The sequence below is a fragment of the Acutalibacter intestini genome (assembly GCF_034334985.1).
Lineage (GTDB): Bacteria > Bacillota > Clostridia > Oscillospirales > Acutalibacteraceae > Acutalibacter > Acutalibacter intestini.
Genome location: NZ_JAWXXL010000051.1, coordinates 1 through 17,757, shown reverse-complemented (window position 1 = coordinate 17,757; position 17,757 = coordinate 1). Strand labels below are relative to the sequence as shown.

Annotated in this window: 17 protein-coding genes and 1 pseudogene; 2 read left to right on the top strand and 16 right to left on the bottom strand. The window is 56.7% G+C overall.

Annotated elements, in window-relative coordinates; all coding sequences use genetic code 11:
* Nucleotides 1-192: 192 nt before the first annotated feature.
* The 3 genes from U8U68_RS19895 to U8U68_RS19885 all read right to left on the bottom strand — a co-directional run bounded on the left by U8U68_RS19895 (nucleotide 193) and on the right by U8U68_RS19885 (nucleotide 2,046).
* Nucleotides 193-525 (bottom strand): HEAT repeat domain-containing protein, encoded by a 333-nt coding sequence (locus U8U68_RS19895; RefSeq protein ID WP_322203927.1) that lies wholly within the window; start codon nucleotides 523-525, stop codon nucleotides 193-195.
* Nucleotides 526-552: 27 nt separating this feature from the next.
* Nucleotides 553-1,224 carry an MATE family efflux transporter gene (locus U8U68_RS19890; protein WP_322203925.1) on the bottom strand — a complete coding sequence of 224 codons (672 nt, stop codon included), beginning with the start codon at nucleotides 1,222-1,224 and terminating at the stop codon, nucleotides 553-555.
* Nucleotides 1,225-1,428: 204 nt separating this feature from the next.
* Nucleotides 1,429-2,046, bottom strand: coding sequence for a flavodoxin family protein (locus U8U68_RS19885; RefSeq protein ID WP_322203923.1), 618 nt, complete (start codon nucleotides 2,044-2,046; stop codon nucleotides 1,429-1,431).
* A 434-nt stretch (nucleotides 2,047-2,480) separates the two neighbouring features.
* Here U8U68_RS19885 and U8U68_RS19880 point away from each other — a divergent pair, with 434 nt between their 5' ends.
* Nucleotides 2,481-3,206: a MerR family transcriptional regulator gene (locus U8U68_RS19880; protein ID WP_322203921.1), complete on the top strand. Its 726-nt coding sequence runs from the start codon at nucleotides 2,481-2,483 to the stop codon at nucleotides 3,204-3,206.
* Nucleotides 3,207-3,538: 332 nt separating this feature from the next.
* On the opposite strand, the gene U8U68_RS19875 is transcribed toward U8U68_RS19880, so the two are convergent.
* From U8U68_RS19875 to ispD, 9 genes and pseudogenes are all read right to left on the bottom strand, one after another.
* Nucleotides 3,539-4,495, bottom strand: a complete 957-nt coding sequence (locus U8U68_RS19875; protein WP_322203919.1) for an L-lactate dehydrogenase — start codon at nucleotides 4,493-4,495, stop codon at nucleotides 3,539-3,541.
* 231 nt (nucleotides 4,496-4,726) lie between these two features.
* Nucleotides 4,727-5,155, bottom strand: coding sequence for a Holliday junction resolvase RuvX (gene ruvX, locus U8U68_RS19870; RefSeq protein WP_322203917.1), 429 nt, complete (start codon nucleotides 5,153-5,155; stop codon nucleotides 4,727-4,729).
* Nucleotides 5,152-5,823, bottom strand: a complete 672-nt coding sequence (locus tag U8U68_RS19865) for a histidine phosphatase family protein (protein WP_322203915.1) — start codon at nucleotides 5,821-5,823, stop codon at nucleotides 5,152-5,154. Before U8U68_RS19865 ends, ruvX begins: the two co-directional genes overlap by 4 nt.
* Complete coding sequence (locus tag U8U68_RS19860) at nucleotides 5,817-6,731, bottom strand: dihydroorotate dehydrogenase (RefSeq protein WP_437124457.1); 915 nt, start codon at nucleotides 6,729-6,731, stop codon at nucleotides 5,817-5,819. Before U8U68_RS19860 ends, U8U68_RS19865 begins: the two co-directional genes overlap by 7 nt.
* A gap of 30 nt (nucleotides 6,732-6,761) precedes the next feature.
* A pseudogene (locus U8U68_RS19855) lies at nucleotides 6,762-7,325 on the bottom strand (Type 1 glutamine amidotransferase-like domain-containing protein); the annotation flags it as partial.
* Nucleotides 7,326-7,584: 259 nt separating this feature from the next.
* The gene (locus U8U68_RS19850; protein ID WP_322203913.1) at nucleotides 7,585-8,346 is read right to left on the bottom strand and encodes a dihydroorotate dehydrogenase electron transfer subunit; all 762 of its coding nucleotides are present in this window, start codon (nucleotides 8,344-8,346) and stop codon (nucleotides 7,585-7,587) included.
* A gap of 28 nt (nucleotides 8,347-8,374) precedes the next feature.
* Complete coding sequence (locus U8U68_RS19845) at nucleotides 8,375-8,578, bottom strand: hypothetical protein (protein WP_322203912.1); 204 nt, start codon at nucleotides 8,576-8,578, stop codon at nucleotides 8,375-8,377.
* Nucleotides 8,579-8,611: 33 nt separating this feature from the next.
* Nucleotides 8,612-9,553, bottom strand: a complete 942-nt coding sequence (pyrF, locus tag U8U68_RS19840) for an orotidine-5'-phosphate decarboxylase (RefSeq protein WP_322203910.1) — start codon at nucleotides 9,551-9,553, stop codon at nucleotides 8,612-8,614.
* A 99-nt stretch (nucleotides 9,554-9,652) separates the two neighbouring features.
* Nucleotides 9,653-10,831, bottom strand: coding sequence for a 2-C-methyl-D-erythritol 4-phosphate cytidylyltransferase (gene ispD, locus U8U68_RS19835; protein ID WP_322203908.1), 1,179 nt, complete (start codon nucleotides 10,829-10,831; stop codon nucleotides 9,653-9,655).
* A 376-nt stretch (nucleotides 10,832-11,207) separates the two neighbouring features.
* On the opposite strand from ispD, the gene U8U68_RS19830 reads away from it, so the two are divergent.
* A complete protein-coding gene (locus tag U8U68_RS19830; protein ID WP_322203906.1) occupies nucleotides 11,208-12,986 on the top strand; it encodes a Na/Pi cotransporter family protein in 1,779 nt (592 codons plus the stop codon).
* 154 nt (nucleotides 12,987-13,140) lie between these two features.
* Here the strand turns inward: U8U68_RS19830 and U8U68_RS19825 are convergent, their stop codons facing one another.
* From U8U68_RS19825 to U8U68_RS19810, 4 genes are all read right to left on the bottom strand, one after another.
* Nucleotides 13,141-13,764, bottom strand: a complete 624-nt coding sequence (locus U8U68_RS19825) for a CpXC domain-containing protein (RefSeq protein ID WP_322203904.1) — start codon at nucleotides 13,762-13,764, stop codon at nucleotides 13,141-13,143.
* A gap of 237 nt (nucleotides 13,765-14,001) precedes the next feature.
* Complete coding sequence (locus U8U68_RS19820) at nucleotides 14,002-14,571, bottom strand: hypothetical protein (RefSeq protein WP_322203902.1); 570 nt, start codon at nucleotides 14,569-14,571, stop codon at nucleotides 14,002-14,004.
* A 163-nt stretch (nucleotides 14,572-14,734) separates the two neighbouring features.
* The gene (locus U8U68_RS19815; RefSeq protein ID WP_322203900.1) at nucleotides 14,735-15,424 is read right to left on the bottom strand and encodes an alkaline phosphatase family protein; all 690 of its coding nucleotides are present in this window, start codon (nucleotides 15,422-15,424) and stop codon (nucleotides 14,735-14,737) included.
* The gene (locus tag U8U68_RS19810) at nucleotides 15,382-17,439 is read right to left on the bottom strand and encodes a beta-galactosidase (protein WP_322203898.1); all 2,058 of its coding nucleotides are present in this window, start codon (nucleotides 17,437-17,439) and stop codon (nucleotides 15,382-15,384) included. Before U8U68_RS19810 ends, U8U68_RS19815 begins: the two co-directional genes overlap by 43 nt.
* Between the last annotated feature and the right edge of the window lie 318 nt (nucleotides 17,440-17,757).

Genomic DNA, 17,757 nt, shown 5'->3' with positions numbered 1-17,757 from the left:
GGGGCGGACTCCCTGGGCTATCTGCCGGTAGACGCCCTTGACCGGCTGGCGGGGAGCCCCGGTATTTGCTCCGCCTGTTTCAGCGGGCGGTACCCAACCCCCATTCCGAAGGACACCCGCAAGGACCGGTTTGAGCAAAAGCTGGGAACGAGGGAGAATTCCGCGCCCTAAATCCGGATCAGCCGCAGCGCTTTATTTCGAGCGTTTCTTGATCCTTGCCAGCGACTCCCGCATGGCCTCCTTCACCCCGGCATCTGTCTCCTGCTCCATCCGATGCATCAGGACGCTCTCCGCATAGCTTCCCTCCGCATTGGCAAAAGCCTCTGCCACGGCCTTGCGCTGTAACACGTCCCCACTGTCCAGCACTTCAGCCAAGGCCCCCAGCACGTCTATCTGACTGGTGAATTCTCCCAGCGCCTGAATGGCCCCAAGGGCCGCCTGTTGGTCTGTGTCATGCAGGAAAGGCAGCAGCTTATCCGCCTTCCCCTTTGCCGCGAACTTCTGGATTTTTTCTAATTTACCCATTTTTACATTTCCTTTCTTTACATTTCCCTATCTTTCTGCATGATTGATTGGAATCTGACCAGCCGGAGAGCGCTCCAGGGGTTCGTCTTTCTCCGGGGTTTTGCTTAGCTTATGCAGCAGCGGCAGGCCCGTCAGCACCGCCAAAATAGTGACGCATATATCCGCGCCGGTCTGGGCATAGAGCAGGCCTGTCAGCCCCCAGAGATGGTTAAACAGGTACAAAAACGGGATATAGAACAGCAGCTGCCGCCCCAGGTTTATGAGCATGGAGCGCACGCCGTCACCCACAGCCTGGAAGGTGCACATCACCGTCATCTGCACCGCCATAAAGGGCACGACCCAGGCGTAGGCCCTAAGAAAGCGCACCCCCACATCAATAATTTGCGGGTCGCTGGTGAACAGCCGTAAAAAGCCGGGGGCAAGCCAAAGAAATGGTATGAGCAGGACGAGACAAAGCCCTGTGCCGGAAATCAGGCTAAACTTCATAGAAGAGAGCATCCGCCTATATTTTCCCGCGCCGTAGTTATACCCGGCAAAGGGCATATAGCCGGAGATATAGCCAATGGTAATCATGAAAACCATTGTAGTAAGCTTGCCCGCCACGCCGTATGCAGAGATCACATAGTCGCCGTAGCCGCTGGCCAGGTTGTTCATCATGATGTTGGAGAAGCTCATGAGCAGCGATGCAGAAACAGGCAAGAAAGACGCAACCCGCCTGCAAGGAATCACAGACGGGTTCGAATTTTGATGATTGATGGATGATGTGCCAGACGGAACGGTTACAAACGGATACGGCCCCATGCGGCAAACGTGCAAAGCACACGCCATAGAGCCCGGCAGGATAGGCCGCATACCGCCACCCAAAGAATGAGAACCGCCTGGAATTCCAAGGGTGGGCCGGCCTTACCGAATAAAGTTGGTGCGCTGAACCGGCTCCCGCTGGGGCAGGCCAAACCGCTCCTTGCCCAAGGCAATGCTCTTCATCAAGAACACCATGTTATTGGCCAGGGTGCGCATCATTTGCAGGCCCTCGGCGTCCTGCTCCGCCTCGCCGGGGGCAGAGCCGTGAATGCCGTTCCAGTACTGGCCTGATGCCACCGGCATTCCGCTGATGGTAAAAAACTTGTTCAGCTGGTCAAAGGTGGCGGTTAGGCCGCCCCGCCGGGCCACAGCCACTGCCGCGCCCACCTTCATGGTCTTATCAAAAGAACTGCTGTAGAACAGCCGGGTCAAAAAGGCCGTCAGGGTGGCGTTGGCCGCAGCATAGTACACCGGGCTGCCCACCACCAGGCCGTCGCAGGCCTCCAGCTTGGGCGCGGTCTCGTTCACCAGGTCATCGAACACGCAGCGGCCCAGCTGGGCGCACTTGCGGCAGCCAATGCAGCCGCGAATGTCTTGACTGCCGATATGCAGCAGCTCCACCTCTACACCGGACTGGATAAAAACCTGCTCCATCTGGTGCAGGGCAGTGTAGGTATTGCCCTTGGCGTGGGGGCTGCCATTGAGCATCAGTACTTTCATATAAGACTCCTCCTTCTTATTGCCATTTTCTATCATTATACTATATGGAGTGAACTTCTAGCAACAAAAATTTGGGGTTCGCCGATATTTTGGCCGCTGGCCGCTGAAAGGCTTTGGATCTGCCGATTCAGCCGGCGCTAAACGGCCCCCTAAGAACCCCACCCGTTTTGGGCAACGGCGCGGATGACCCGTTTCTTGCGGTATTCCAGCCACGCAGCCGTTCTAAGCCCCTCAAATCAGGAAAGCTCTCCAGCAGGGAGCGTTCCGGTCCGGCCGGGCCGGCAGGCAAGACCCGGTGAGAGCGCAAAAGCTTTATGGGTTCCTTCTCCGGCCCATTGATTGATCCCTTCCGCTCCGACTTTTTTTTATTTGATATTGACCCTCACGCTGCGTCATAGTCTATCATTGTCTCACACGGGAAAGGAGGCCGCAATATGCTGCGAACTGTAAAGGAGGTTAGCCAGCTTACCGGAATAAGCGTGCGCACGCTCCACCATTATGACCGAATCGGTCTTTTAAAGCCCTCGGCGGTAACCGGGGCGGGCTACCGGCTCTATGATGAAAGGGCCCTGGCCCAGCTGCAAAGCATCCTGCTGTTCCGGCGGCTGCGGTTTTCCCTAAGCCAAATCAAGGCCATTGTCCACAGCCCCGGCTTCGACCAGGCGGAGGCCCTCCGCCAGCAAATCACCCTGTTGGAGCTGGAGCGCAGGCAGCTGGACGGCCTTCTCAACATGGCCCGTGAAATTTTAGAGACAGGAGGAGATCCTATGGATTTCAACGCGTTTTGCACAGAAGAAAGGGACCGCTACGCCCAGGAGGTTCGGGAAAAATGGGGTAAGACGGCGGCTTTTGAAGAGTTTCAGGGGAAGCCCCCCACAGGCTTTGAAGAGGCTAGCCGCCGGGTGATGGACCTTTTCACCCAGATGGGGAGCATAAAGGACTTTCCCCCAAACAGTGAAAAAGCCCAGGATCTGGTGGAACAACTGCGGCGGGAAATTAGCCAGAGCTTTTACCAGTGTACGCCGGAGATTCTGCGGGGGCTGGGACAGATGTACACCGCAGACCCCCGATTCCGGGAGAATATCGACCAGGCCGGAGGCCCGGGCACGGCGGAATTTGCCGGAGAAGCCATTGCCATTTACTGCGACAAACGGAATTAAAGGCAACACCGCACAATTCGCGGCTGGCGCCTTAAGCACCGTATTGCGCAGTATTGCCTAAACTAAAAAAACCAGGGCCTGTGGGGACACAGACCCTGGCCTTTTTGTTCTTCCATTGGAATCTGGGGAATTTCCTGGCCGTTGACAAGGACGGCCGCGGCGGTTTTAGCGCCCCTCTCTACTGGGAATACCTTCCAGCAGCAGGGAATGTGAGAAAATTTTGGAAAACTTCTTGACAAAGCCCCCCCTGCCCAAACCGGCCGGTTTTTCTTTTGGTACTCCCCATAAACAGGTTCCAGGTAAAGGGGTTTTCTCCATTCAACGGCGTTTCCCTAAAACTCCAGTTCCAGTCCCTGATAGACCTCGTTCAGCAGGGCGCAGGAGCTGTCAAAGTGTTCTTGCTCTTCCTGGGTAAGCCGCAGTTCCAGCACCCGGTCTACCCCATTTCCATTAACAATACAGGGCACCCCGGCATAGACCCCTCGCTGGCCGTACTCTCCCCTTAGCCGGGCCGAGACAGTCAGCACGCTATTTTCATTGCCCAGCACTGCCCGGGCAATGCGCACCAGGGCCATACCAATGCCATAGTAGGTGGCGCTTTTCGCCTCGATGATCTTCTGGGCGGCGTCCCGAACCTCCACGCTAAGCCGCTGCATCTCCTCCAGCCGATACCGCCCCCCAGACTGCTGGCATATATCCGCCGCCGACTTGGTGGCCACCATGGCCTGGCTCCAGGGCACGAATTCGCTGTCGCCGTGCTCGCCAATGACATACGCATGGACATTCCGGGGGTCTACGGAAAAGTATCCGCCCAGCAGGTACCGCAGCCGGGCGGTATCCAGGGTGGTGCCGCTGCCGAACACCCGGTTGGGGTTAAAGCCCGAGAGCTCATAGGTTACCCGGGTCATAATATCTACCGGGTTGGTGGCCACCAGGAAGATGCCCCCAAACCCCGAGCGTACCACGGGACGGATGATGGACTGAAACACCGCCGCGTTACGTTTGAGCAGGTCCAGCCGGGACTCGCCGGGCTTTTGACTGACTCCCGCTGAAATCAGCACAATATCCGCGTCGGAGCAATCGCTGTACTCTCCCGCGTAGATCTTCATGCTGGAGCTGGCAAAAGCTACCCCGTGGTTCAGGTCCATAGCCTCGCCCCGGGCCCGGTCTTTGTCAATATCCACCAGCACGAGTTCGTCGCACAGGGATTGGTTTAGGGCCGAATAGGCAAAGCTCATGCCCACCATGCCGGTACCTACCAGAACGATTTTTCTCTTGTTCAAATACATAACTTCACGCCTTTCTGTTTTGTACCATTTACTTTTTCCACCTGGACATGGTTTATTCTCTTGATCCTCTGTTGAATGTCCATGCGTATCGATCGAAAAATGCCCATAAAGCTAGGGCTTGTTTGGAAACTCCAAAACACGGTCTGTTTTGCCCTGAAATGGCGGCTTCGGCGTCAAAAATCCAGCATTTCTCCGATTTTAAAACAAGCCCTAGAACCCCCAAAAAATCTCTTACGCGCGATTCCTCTCATTCCGCCGGGCCCGGAGGAAATCCTCCAAAATAATCACCGCCGCCACTGCGTCTACCACGGCCTTGCGCTTTTTACCCCGGGTGTTGGTCTCGTTTAAGTAGCCGTGGGCTGTAATAGTAGTGCCCCGTTCGTCCCAGAATTCCACAGGCAGGCCGCTGGCCTTTTTCAGCCTTTCCCCCATTTCCCGGGCAAAGCGGGCGCTGTCCCCTTCGGTGCCGTCCATGTTCCGGGGCAGGCCCACCACCAGCAGCCCGGCCCCGGCGGCCTGGGCGGCGGCGGCGATCTCTTGGGCCAGGCGCTCTGGGTCCCGCTGGGCCACAACTTTTAGGGGCGAGGCCAGCCGTTCTTCCGGGTCGCACACCGCCAAGCCGGTGCGGACACGGCCCAAATCTACCGAAAGAATCATCATACCAGCTCCCCCCGCCTCTCAAACCGGTAAAGGAGCTTGGGCTTACGCATTTCCTCCGGCAGGTGGTCCATGTTGTTTTTATACTGCCAGCTCATCCGGCCCTCCTCTGCCAATAGCAAACTAACGCTGGTGTTCCCGAACACCTGACAGTCCCGCAGCCCCCCGATGCCACCAAAATCCACCTGGGCGCAAAGACATTTCAGCACTCCGCCGTGGGTGGCCGCGATCACTGTTTTCCCGGGATTTTCGGCAATGATACGGTCCAGGGCCTCACTGGCCCGCCGGTAGACCTGCTCCATAGTTTCACCCCCGGGGAAACAGCACAGGTCTGGGGCCTGGTCCCAATGCTCCGCCAACTGGGGCCAGCGGGCGGGAATATCCTCTAGGCGTAAGTTCTCCATCTGCCCCACGTCCATCTCGATCAGGTCCGGCTCCTCCCGGACCGGGGTCTGGGAATGGTACTGGGCAATAGCCAGGGCGGTCTTTTTGGCCCGGATCAGGGGGCTGGTATAGATCACGTCCACCGGTTCATTGCGAAAGCGCAGACCAAGCAGGGCTAGCTGCTTTTCACCCTCTGGGCTTACGTCCGCATCGAACCGCCCCTGAAAACGCCGGTCCAAATTCCCCATGGACTGGCAATGGCGGATGAGATAGATTTTCGTCACCACGGCTGCACCCCTCCTGTCAATTCCGTTACCGAGGCCAGGCCCTGCTGGGCCAAATAATTTTCCAGGCCAGCACAAATTTTTTGGGGCGTATATGGGTCGGTAAACAGGGCCGTGCCCACCTGGATGGCCGAGGCCCCGGCCAGCAGCATCTCTATGGCGTCCTCGGGGCTGGAGACGCCCCCCAGGCCCACTATAGGGATCTTCACCTTTTGGGCTGTCTGCCACACCATGCGCAAGGCCACCGGCAGTACCGCCGGACCCGAGAGGCCGCCGGTATTGTTGTGGATAATGGGCCGGCGGGTGTGGATATTGATACGCATCCCGGTCAGGGTGTTGATCAGGGACACCGCATCCGCCCCGGCACTCTCGGCGGCCAGTGCCATTTCGCTGATGTCTGTGACATTGGGGGAGAGCTTCACCATCAAAGGCTTTTTACACACCCGGCGTACCGCCTTTGTGATCCCCTCCACCCCCTGGGCCGTTACGCCAAACTGTACTCCGCCCTCCTTTACATTGGGGCAGGAAATGTTCAGCTCCACCATATCTATGGGGGTATCATTGAGCTTTTCGGCGGTTTGGCAGTAGTCCTCTACCGCGCTGCCTGCCAGGTTGGCGATAATTCTTGTCCCTTGCCGGCTAAGCCAGGGCAGGTCCTTCTCCACAAAATGGTCTACCCCGGGGTTTTGCAGGCCCACAGCATTCAGCATCCCAGCTGGGGTCTCCGTCACTCGGGGAGGCGGATTACCGGAGCGTGGGTGAAGGGTAATGCCTTTACAGCTAATGCCGCCCAGCTGCCACAGGGGGTACATTTCCCCATACTCCCGGCCAAAGCCAAAGGTACCCGAGGCCGCGATGATCGGATTGGCGAACTCCACCCCGGCCACGGTTACCTTGAGCGGCGAACGGATTACTTCCACCGCGTCCCCCAACAATACGCCCTCGCCATCGTCCAGGCGGAGCACTTTACAGCCATGCTCTGCCTCATAGGCTTGGCAGCGCTCCTCTAGATGTTCATACCGGGTCTGGAGGCGGCTGTAGTGGGGCAAAACCTCTGTCTCCGTCAGCTTCAAACCCCGCAGGTCGGCAAGACCCACGGTATTTAGCTCTGGACTATACTGGTCCACCAGCCCCAGGCTGGGCCCCAGCACCAACGCTCCAGCGCTCCAGCCAATCAGCAGGCCCTTCTCCCCCACCTTCCGCAGAATCTCCCCGGCCTGGTGTTTTCGGATAGAGTCCAGCAAGTAATAGGGATTACCGCCCATCAGCGCCACCACATCATAGCGCAGCAAATCTTGCGCAGGCTGAAAGTCCAGGTCAAGCAGCTCTACCCTCAGGCCTAAAGAGGCCAGTTCCTCCCGGCAGCGCTCTACGTGACGGTTTTTTTCCCGATACACCGGGTCCGCCGTCACCACCAGGGCAGCTTTTTCCCCGGGCTGCACATACCGGCCCGCCGCTTTTTTCAGGCCCGGGCTGGAAAGGCCGTTGGAACACAGGATAATCATGGTATTGCTCCTCTCTTGGCGTTGGTCTGGGCGCTTTTAGGGCGCTGAATTCGTTTTTCTAAAGTATTACCTGGGGCTGGATGGAAAAATTCGTCAATTCTCTGTTTTCAAACAAGCCCTAACCGTGGAAAAAGTATGTGCTCCAGGGACATTCAACCTCTTCAAAATGTACACCGGGCTTTCTGTTGTTTCGCGGCGGGGTAATAACACGGAATGGCCGCCATGCGCACCGGGGGTCTCTAAAGCGGTTTCCCCCTCTTTACAGCTCTACCCTCTCCATGTCTATCACCGGGCCGTCCTTACACACATGGCCATAATACGCCTGCCCCTTCTCATCCAGCAGCGCCACCGCGCAGCCCAGACAAGCCCCAATGCCGCAGGCCATGCGCTCCTCTAAAGAGAGAAATCCCACCGCGCCCCGGCTTTTCGCCAGCGCCTTCGCTGCTTTCAGCATGGGCCTGGGCCCGCAGGCCATCACTACCTGAAAGTCCTCCTGCCCGGCCAATTCCGTCACCAGACCGTGGTGGCCGTAGCTGCCGTCGTCCGTGGCCACCAAGACTTTGGCACCGGCCCGGCAAAAGTCCTCTTCCAGAATCACGGCTTCTTGATTGCGGAAACCCAGCACAGCCACCGCGCTGCCCCCCAGTTCCTCCGCAGCGCCCAGCAGGGGCGGCACACCGATGCCTCCGCCGATGAGCAAAGTCTTCTTTGTCTTGTCAATGGGGAACCCCCGACCCAGGGGAGCCAAAATTTCCAGGCAGTCTCCTGCCCGAAACTCTGCCAGCTCCGCCGTGCCCTGGCCCCGCACTTGAAACACAAACCGCAGCTCCCCCTTTTCCCGGTGGATACCGCAGATAGAGATGGGCCGCCGCAGGCTGTGGCCAGGCAGGCGGATCTGGGCAAACTGCCCGGGCCGGGCCAGCTCCGCTAGGGCGGGGCAGGAAAGACGGAAGTCAAAAATGCCAGGGGCCAGCTCCTGGGCCGCGACAATAGGGCAAAGGACGGAATCATAAGGTTTCATAGCGTTTCTCCCAATCAATTTGTATGAATTATACGGCGTGATACGGCCGCTGCGACTCCCAAGCCAGCTCCCAGGGGTCCAACAGGGACCCGCCTTTGCCAAGGGCATAGAGCTCCTTTTGGCACAGGGCCAACGCTGCCCCCAAAAACTCCCGGGCCATATTCCAGGTGAGAAAGACGGGCTGTCGTCCTGGTACCGCCTGGTGGACCGCGCCTTGCTCAACCTGCCCCAAGCACATTTTCCATGTTAAAACCGGAAACTACCGCTACACCGGCAGGCTGATGCCGCCCAGCTCCGCCATCAGCTGGTCACGCATCCGCAGGGCCTCCCGACGGGCGGCTCCGGCGTAGTCCTCGGGGTCGCAGCCCTCCTTCTGCCAGGCGCAGAGAATAGCCCGGGAGGAATTGACAATAGCTCCGGCGCCGTGCTTATCAAAGCCCATAGCCACGTCCTTGGCCGCACCGCCCTGGGCCCCGTATCCGGGCACCAGGAAGAAGGTGTTGGGCAAAGCGTGGCGCAGCTCCTTCAGCTGCTTGGGGTAGGTGGCTCCCACCACGGCCCCCACGCCGCTGTAGCCATACTTTCCAGGCAGCTTTAGCCCCCACTGCTGACACATATTGCCCATGGCCCGATAGAGGGGTTCATACATGGCATGGAGCATCTGATCCTGGAACTCTCCGGAAGAGGGATTGGAGGTCTTTGCCAGTACAAAAATCCCTTTATCCCGGGCCGCGCACACGGCCAGCAGCGGGTCGATGCCGTCGCTGCCCAGGTAGCCGTTCACCGTTAGGGCGTCTGCGCCAAAGGCCTCAACGGACTCTCCCTCCACGTCGGTGGTCCCCAGATGCGCGGCGGCGTAGGCCCCCATGGTAGCCCCAATGTCGTTCCGCTTGCCGTCCACAATAACGAACAGCTCCTTCTCTTTGGCATACTGGATGGTTTCAGCCAAAGCGCGCACACCGGGCCAGCCGTACATCTCATAGTAAGCCGCCTGCGGCTTAACCGCTGGCACTATATCGCAGAGGCTGTCCATAAGGCCCTTGTTAAAGGCCAGCAGCGCGGCGGCGGCGCCCTCTAGATTTTTGCCGTATTGGGCAAAGGCGGCCTCTTTGATATGAGCTGGGATGTACTCCAGCTTGGGGTCCAGGCCCGCCACCGTGGGGTTTTGTTTTTGGGTAATAGCTTCCATCAGTCGATCCATTGACATTGGGAACACTCCTTTATAAATGATACGTTAAAAAAGCGAAGGCTTTGCGCGGCCAAGAGGCAGAGAAAGCCGCCTGTGGGCGATTGGGGGCATATTTTGTTAAAATATCATACAGATTGCGCTAGCCGCAATCCCCTCTCCCCGGCCCGTAAAGCCCAGGCCCTCCTCTGTGGTGGCCTTTACGCTGACCTGCTCCAACCCTATTCCACAGGCCCGGGCCAGGTTTTCCCGCATGGCCGGAATATATCCCGCCAACTTGGGCAGCTGGGCTATCACCGTGGCATCAATATTGCCAATCTCATACGCTCGGTCTCGCAGCAGCCCGCACACCTGCTCCAGCAGTTTCAGGCTGTCCGCTCCGGCAAAAGCTGGGTCGTTGTCGGGAAAATGCTGGCCAATATCTCCCAGCGCCGCCGCGCCCAAAAGGCTGTCTGCTATGGCGTGGGCCAGCACATCCGCGTCCGAGTGGCCCAGCAGCCCCAGCCGGTAGGGCACCTCCACCCCGCCCAGCACCAGCCGCCGGTCCTGTACCAGCTTGTGAACGTCGTACCCCTGGCCAATTCTCATCGGTCCCGCCTCCTTCTTTGCCGCCAACGCCCGGGCCAGCAGCAGGTCTTCGGGCGTAGTGAGCTTGAAATTGTGATAGTGTCCGGCTGTCAGCTTTACCCTGCCTCCCGCGGCCTCAATGAGCTGGCAGTCATCTGTATAACGTACCCCGGTGGCCTGGGCCCTGCCCACCGCATACAGGTACAGGTCCCGGCGGAAAGCCTGGGGCGTCTGCACTGCCATAAGCCTGCTCCGCTCTGGGGTGGAGGCCACAAAGCCCTCCTCATCCGCCAGTTTGCAGGTATCCTTGCTGGGCACCGCCGCCGTAGCCGCGCCAAAAGCCAGGGCCCCCTGGCACACTGCCTCTAAGGTCTCTGGGTTCAGCAGGGGCCGGGCCGCATCGTGTACCAGCAAAAAGCCGCTGTCTCCTTCCAGCGCCTGGACGCCCCGCAGCACGGACTCTTGGCGCTCCGCACCGCCCTTAGCAAAGCAGATCTTTTTTCTGCCCACCGCTTTCTGGCCTGCCTGGGCTGCCAGCCGGGCAATCTGGTCCATATCTTCTTGGCGGCAGACCACGCAGACCTCGTCAATTCTCTTACAGCCGCAGAGCACCTTTAGCGGATGGCAAATAGCCGGCACGCCCCCCAGTTCTTCCAGCACCTTGCAGCGGCCTGTGCCCATGCGGGTGGAATTTCCCCCGGCCACCAGCACCGCGGCAAAACGATCGTTCATGGCGTTCCCCCCGTACGTTTTTCTTTAGAAAACGGTATTTTGAGATTATTATACTACATTTCCGGTGGTTTTTCTACCCATTTCTTATGGTGCAAAACAGTTTGGGCGCATTTTTTGATAGAACGCTTGCCGGGCCCCTGCTGCTGATCCATGCCCTGGGCATAAAGACTACAAAAAAAACCATAAACCAGTCTTTCCTTTTGGCGGAACAGGGCCTTTTGAAAAAGTATGCCAGCGATTCTGTCCCCGACATTTCAGCATAATTTTCCCTTTTTTGCAAAAAGCCATTGATTTGTTACCCCGGACTATGCTATCATAAAATTGTATAGGGTAAAAATGGAACCGACACTGAGGAATTGATTCGGGGGTTGTAAAATTGGATATTTTTTCTGTGTTTACGCTTTTGGGGGGACTGGCCTTCTTCCTGTACGGCATGAACGTACTCTCTGCCGGGCTGGAAAAAATGGTGGGCGGCAAGCTGGAGCATGTGCTGAAGTCTATGACCTCTAACAAATTCAAAGGCCTGGCCCTGGGGGCCGTGATCACCATTGCCATCCAATCCTCTTCCGCCATGACCGTTATGCTGGTGGGCCTAGTGAACTCCGGCATTATGGAGCTAAGCCAAACCGTGCCTGTGATCATGGGTTCCAGCATGGGCACCACCCTAACCGCGTGGATTTTAAGCGCGGCCGGCATTCAGTCCGACAGCTTCTGGCTGCAAATGTTAAAGCCCGAGTCCTTCTCTCCCCTGCTGGCCCTGGCCGGCGTGGTTATGGTTATGACCGGCAAGAACGGAAAAAAGAAGGACGCCGGACATGTGCTGATCGGCTTCGCGATTTTAATGACCGGTATGACCTTTATGAGCCAGTCGGTTAGCCCCCTGGCAGAAAGCCCCGCCTTCCACGACCTTCTCATTATGTTCCAGAATCCCCTGCTGGGGGTGCTAATTGGCACGGTGTTTACCGGCATTATCCAGAGCAGCGCCGCTTCGGTAGGCATTTTGCAGTCTCTTTCTCTCACCGGCAGCATCTCTTTGGGCATGGCCTTTCCCATTATTACTGGGGCCAACATTGGAACCTGCGTTACCGGTTTGCTTTCTGCCATAGGCGCCAACAAAAACGCTAAACGGGTGGTAGCTGTTAGCGTATACTTTAAGGTCATTGGCACCATTATCTGTCTTTCCGCTTTCTATATTCTCAACGGCGTCTTTCATTTTGACGTAGTAGACGCCCCCGTCGACGCCCTGGGCATTGCGGTGGTACATACTCTGTTTAATATCATCAATACCTTTGTATTGTTGCCTTTTTCCAAGCAGCTGGAAAAGCTTTCCAAGCTCACCATCCGCGAGACCAGTACCAAAGAGGCCCTGCTGGACGAGCGGCTGATGCTCTCCCCTGGCTTTGCCATTGCCGAGTGCCGCCGTTTAACTGTTAAAATGGCCCGCGCCGCCCGGGACTCTATGCTTTCAGCCATTGGGCTGATTCAAGACTTCGATTCCAAGGTGGCCGCCGAGATTGCCAGCACCGAAGAGGAGATTGACCTATACGAGGACACGCTGGGCACTTTCTTAGTAAAGTTAAGCAGCAAGGATCTTTCGGTCCGTGATAGCAATGAGGCCGCCGAGCTGTTGCATGCTATTGGCGACTTCGAGCGGATTGGTGACCACGCCCTAAATATTCTGCGGGTGGCCGAGGAAATTCATGACAAGCAGCTGCACTTTTCTGACAAGGCCCAAGTGGAGGTGGGCATTATCACCCAGGCCATTATTGATATTCTAAACTTGACGGTAGAGGCCTTTGAGAAAGAGGACAGTGTTCTGGCCGGCCAGGTAGAGCCCCTGGAGCAGGTGGTAGACGACCTGAAAATTGAACTGAAAACCCGACATATTCGGCGTTTGCAAGAGGGCCGCTGCACCATTGAACTGGGCTTTGTGCTAACAGACCTGCTTACCAACTACGAGCGTGTTTCTGACCACTGCTCCAACGTGGCGGTGACCGTGATTCAGATTAAGGAATCCTCCTCTATGGACGCCCACGAGTATTTGAACCAGGTGAAAACCTCTGGCAGCCCGGCCTTTACTCAGGCTTACAACCGATGCCTGGAAAAGTACAGCCTGCCGGCCAGCGCCAGCGCTGGGCCAGAGTCCGTGTCATAAACCTCCGCCAACCTATGCCCCAGGCCGGCACGAATGATTCACGGAAGTTGACATATTGGCCCGCTACTTCTGAAAAAACATGCCAAGCAAAAGCAAGAGCCCCCGTGCCGCCACGGAGGCTCTTAAGTTGTTTTTCCCGTTGGCTTTCCCGTCCTTAGGCGCTCTGGTAGTCCTCAATAATACGCTTGGCCAGCTTGGCGTCTACTGTGGCAAAACCTTCGGGGTCCATATAGTTCAAGGCCCGCAGTACCTCTTGAGACTGTCTGTACACCTCCACCCGGGTGGAGTGATACACCGGCTCCGGCTTTCTGGGCATAAAAATGGCAAACTCCATTTTCTCCTCCTCCGCCCTGCTAAAATAGGCGTGCAAATTCGCGTTGCCATAGCCTCGCTTTACAATGGTGCATAGGGCGTTTTTCATAAGTTCTACCGCCGCGTCATCACAGCCTGTGTCAAAAATTAAAATCTTTTCCTTCATTTCCGCCAGGTTTTTTACCCGCCGTTTCACAAAGTTCCGCAAAGGCTCGGTCACCTCCACGGCGTTGCCGCTGCCCCCCGGGGCCAAGCACACCACATATCCCACCTGCTTGTCTATGTATACAAAAGGATATGCCATGGCCGCAAAATAGTTGCAGCGCTGGCACCGCCAGTCAAACAGGGTCTCATCCAGGATGCTGGCCTTTAGTTCTGGATGCTCCTGGGCGTCTATGCTGGTATACAACCGATATTTTTGAGATTCCCCGCACTGGGGGCAAATGATGTCCTTCACAATCTCCATGGCACATGTTCCTTTCTTTGGGCGGGCCCGTTCTTGGCGTCGTTTGTTTTAAGGCAATACCGCAGAATTCTAAGCACCGTATTGCGCAGTCAGATTTTTCGTGAGAGGCTACAGATTGAGCGCCGTCCATCTCACCATTGACCAGCGAACGCTGTGCGCTATCACGGAAAATCTGCAAGCAAGACGGTGCTTAAGGCGCCAGCCGCGAATGGTGTGGTGTTGCCTTAACAGCAGATTCTAGCCCTCAAAGGGCAGGCCGTCGTTTTCGTCGGGCTCGGCGGGTTGAATCTCCGGTCCGGCCTCTGCCGCTGGCTGGACGGACGCCGTCTCTACGGACAACGTGGGATCCTGATCGTAGACTTCCACATCGGAAAGGTCGATCTCTTCCCGCTGGGCAGGCTCGTCCTTGGTTACTGTCACGGTTAAGGGGCCCTGTTCAAAATGGAAAAGGGTTTTTTTCTCTTCCGCGCGCTCCTCTAAGGAACCGTCACACTCCGAATCATAACCAGAAATAACAGCAATACTGCTTGCCTCATGGGTTATTCGCTCCAGGGCTTCCAGGGCGCTGTCCCGGCGGGCGCTAATTTCGTCAATACGCGCACAGTGGCTCTCGGCCAAGGCGTTATCCTTGTCCCGCAGCGCATTATAATAGTAACGGCCCAGAGCCATATATTCCTGGTCAGCCGCCTTTTCCTCACAGCGGATTACCATACGCAGCCGATTGATTACAGCGGCGCGGCTGTTCTTCTCTTTCAACATTTCCGCATAGTCTCCGGCGGCACGGCACAACTGATTGATAATCCCCATCACGTTTCCTTCTTTCTTCTGGTGTTATCTCGGGTGGTTTTCTATTATTATAACGCAAAACCGTGAAGATTCCTAGCCTATTCTGTAAATTTTTATAAAAGCTCTTTTCCATTTATACTCTTGCCTGTTTTGCCAGCTTCTGCCGGTATGGTCCCCCTCTCATCTAGACCAAGCTTTTCCCTTCCCAGTCTCTGTCCGCCGGAACGCCCAGCAGGGCAGCCACTGTAGGGGCAATGTCCAGGATACTAGCCTCTTCCAGCTGGGAACCTGGAGCAAAGTCCTTGCCCTGAATCAACAGGGGAATGGTCATATCCTCGGGGATGTCGCAGCCGTGGGTGCGCTGGTGGCCTCCGTGGTCAGCGGTAACCATCACGGTGTACTCTGGCAGCCCGGCGGCAAGCGCCGCAATGTTCTTCCAACTCTTCTCCACAGCCTCCCGGTATTCTGGGCCCATCCAACCATATTTATGGCCCGCCTCATCCACATTGCCCAGATAGACAAAGGCAAAGTCCACCTGCTGCCGGCCCAAAAACTCCATTGCCGCGCCGGTTACCATGTTGTTGGCCTCTTCATAGCCCAGCGCCGTGCCCTGGCAGAAATAGGAGAACAGCAGAGAGTCTGGCCGGGATAAATCCCGCAGAGGCTCCCAGTTATAGAAGAAAGCGCAGCGCTTGCCGGCCGCGGCCAGCACCTCACACAGCCCCCGCACGGGCCGCGCTTGAGGAGCGTAGGTATTTGTGGTAGTGCCGTGGCGCTGAGGCGTAACGCTGTGGAACAGGGACATATGGCAGGGCAGGGTTACCGAGGGCGTCACGGTTTGGGCGCAAAAACTGGCGGCCGACCGGGCCAGCATGGCCTGGGCCTGCGCCGCACCAGCAGGGCGTCAAAACCACTCAACTGGCCACCCACTTCTTTACCGGTAAGCAGGTCCGTCTCTCCTGCAAAGCTTTCTGGAGCAGGCTGAGTCCTGCCGGTAAGATTCAGGATAAACCAGTATTCCCGGCCCTCCTTTACCCGCCGGGTAATCTCCAGCTGGGTTTGGTCTGGGACCAGGGGCGCCACCCCCGCGTCTTTTACCATCTGGTCCAACACTAGGGACAGACCGGCCCGGTCTGGTTGGGTCCCCACATAATAGGCGGCGCCCTTACCATATTGATTTTTGGTGACTGCGGGCGTACCCGCATAGAAGTCTTCCCCATAATAAGCCAGGGCCTGGGCCCCCTCTAAATGGAGGATGTCGCACAGCAGGCCGCATTTGGCCTCTTCCCCATTGGTAAAGCGCAGGGTGTTGCTCTGCTCTGGGGCCAAAGCGTCAATCTCCTCAGCCCACACGCCGCACAGCTTTCTCAGGGGCCCCGGGTAGCCGCCCAGGTGTACGTTGTCGCTTTGGTCCACAATGCCGCTCATAAAGCCTGTAACCAGCACGCCGCCCCCCTTTACAAACTGTTCCAAAGCTTCAGCCATCCCCTCTTTCACCATATACAGTACTGGCGCGGCGATGACCTTATACTTAGAAAAATCCCCGTCCACAGGCACCATATCCACCGGGATGTGCCGCTCATAAAAATACCGGTAATACTGGTGAATCTGGTCCTCATACCGCAGATCCACAGTGGGCCCGCTGGTATATTCCAGGGCCCAGTAGTTGTCCCAGTCAAAGAGAATCCCCACCTGGGCCGGGCTGGCCGCGCCCAGAATCTCGCTGCCCAGGGCTTTCAGCTCTGCCCCCAGCTGGGAAACCTCCTGAAACACCCTGGTCTCCTCACTGCCAGAGTGGCTAATCACCGCTCCGTGGAACTTCTCACAGCCCCCCACAGACCGCCGCAGCTGGAAGAACTGGATGGTATCTGCCCCATGGGCAATGGTCTGATAGCTTTGGGCACGCATCTGGCCCGGACGCTTGAGAGAGTTATAGGCCTGCCAGTTTTGCTGGCTGGGGGTCTGTTCCATCAGCATAAAGGGCTGATCCTTTAGCCCCCGCATCAGGTCATGGCGCATGGCTGTCAGGCTCCAGGGAGTATTATAGGCCGGGTAGTTGTCCCAACTGACCAGGTCCATCTCCTTGGCCCATTTGAAGTAATCCAGGCCCTTATAAGTACCCATCAAGTTCGTGGTAATGGGGGTTTCTGGGTCGAACGCCCGGATAGCGTCCCGCTCCAATTTATAGTTTTCCAGCAGACTGTCTGAAAGAAAGCGGTCATAGTCAATAGAGACGCCCGCAAAGGCAGTCTTATGGCTCCACTCTGTACCCATGCCCTCCGAGAGATTGTTGGGAGCCACGATCTCGTCCCAGTCATAAAAGGTATGCCCCCAAAACTCGGTGTTCCAGGCTTTATTCACTGCTTCCAAGGTTCCATACTTCTCCCGCAGCCATACCCGAAAAGCCTTTTCACAGTTTTCACAGTAGCAGCCAGTATTGTATTCATTGCAAATATGCCAGCACACCACGTGGGGGTTGCCGCCGTAACGGCGGGCCAGCTCTCCAGCCAGCTTACGGGAAAATTTTTGATAGACCGGGCTATTGGGGCAGTGATTGTGCCGCTGGCCAAACTTGTGGCGGCGGCCATCAAAGTCCACCCGGGTAACTTCAGGATAGCGCTTTACCAGCCAAGCGGGCATAGCCCCGGTAGCAGTGGCTAAGACAATGTCAATGTTTTCTCTGCTAAGCCTATCAATCACGGCGTCCAGCTCGGTAAAGTCATAGGTTTCCTCACTGGGCTGGATCTTGGCCCAGGAGAACACATTCACGGTGGCGGAGTTAATGCCAGCCTTTTGGAACAGGCGCATATCCTCTTCCCAAACCTCCCGGGGCCACTGATTGGGGTTATAGTCTCCGCCGTATAAAATACGGGTAAAGGGTGCTTTCATAGTTTCAATTCCTTTCTGCGTCACAGGGGATTTTCTTTTTTCAGCAGGATGACTGCCTATGTGTTCATTGGGCAGCCGGTCATTATGGTAATTATGGCACAAACCTATCCCTCTTTCAAGACCTGGAGAAGAATTTTTTAACCACTACGTCATGGCTTTATTTTAGATGGATGGTCCGCGCGGTTTTTGGGTCCACATCTAGATAGTGTCTACACAAGGTAGAGGAATTGTGATAGAATGGAAGCATCAAAAAAGACAGGAGAGGAAAAGATGGATGCTTCTTATCACAGACACGACATAAGCGATCAAGTGTGGTCG

Excerpts from the sequence above, each read along its gene's own strand:
- U8U68_RS19825 (WP_322203904.1), bottom strand. The coding sequence starts at position 13,764 with ATGGAGATTGTGAAGGACATCATTTGCCCCCAGTGCGGGGAATCTCAA.
- ispD (WP_322203908.1), bottom strand. The coding sequence starts at position 10,831 with ATGAACGATCGTTTTGCCGCGGTGCTGGTGGCCGGGGGAAATTCCACC.
- U8U68_RS19895 (WP_322203927.1), bottom strand. The coding sequence starts at position 525 with ATGGGTAAATTAGAAAAAATCCAGAAGTTCGCGGCAAAGGGGAAGGCG.
- U8U68_RS19850 (WP_322203913.1), bottom strand. The coding sequence starts at position 8,346 with ATGAAACCTTATGATTCCGTCCTTTGCCCTATTGTCGCGGCCCAGGAG.
- U8U68_RS19810 (WP_322203898.1), bottom strand. The coding sequence starts at position 17,439 with ATGAAAGCACCCTTTACCCGTATTTTATACGGCGGAGACTATAACCCC.
- ruvX (WP_322203917.1), bottom strand. The coding sequence starts at position 5,155 with ATGATGATTCTTTCGGTAGATTTGGGCCGTGTCCGCACCGGCTTGGCG.
- U8U68_RS19885 (WP_322203923.1), bottom strand. The coding sequence starts at position 2,046 with ATGAAAGTACTGATGCTCAATGGCAGCCCCCACGCCAAGGGCAATACC.
- U8U68_RS19880 (WP_322203921.1), top strand. The coding sequence starts at position 2,481 with ATGCTGCGAACTGTAAAGGAGGTTAGCCAGCTTACCGGAATAAGCGTG.
- U8U68_RS19875 (WP_322203919.1), bottom strand. The coding sequence starts at position 4,495 with ATGTATTTGAACAAGAGAAAAATCGTTCTGGTAGGTACCGGCATGGTG.
- U8U68_RS19815 (WP_322203900.1), bottom strand. The coding sequence starts at position 15,424 with ATGCTGGCCCGGTCGGCCGCCAGTTTTTGCGCCCAAACCGTGACGCCC.
- U8U68_RS19820 (WP_322203902.1), bottom strand. The coding sequence starts at position 14,571 with ATGGGGATTATCAATCAGTTGTGCCGTGCCGCCGGAGACTATGCGGAA.
- pyrF (WP_322203910.1), bottom strand. The coding sequence starts at position 9,553 with ATGTCAATGGATCGACTGATGGAAGCTATTACCCAAAAACAAAACCCC.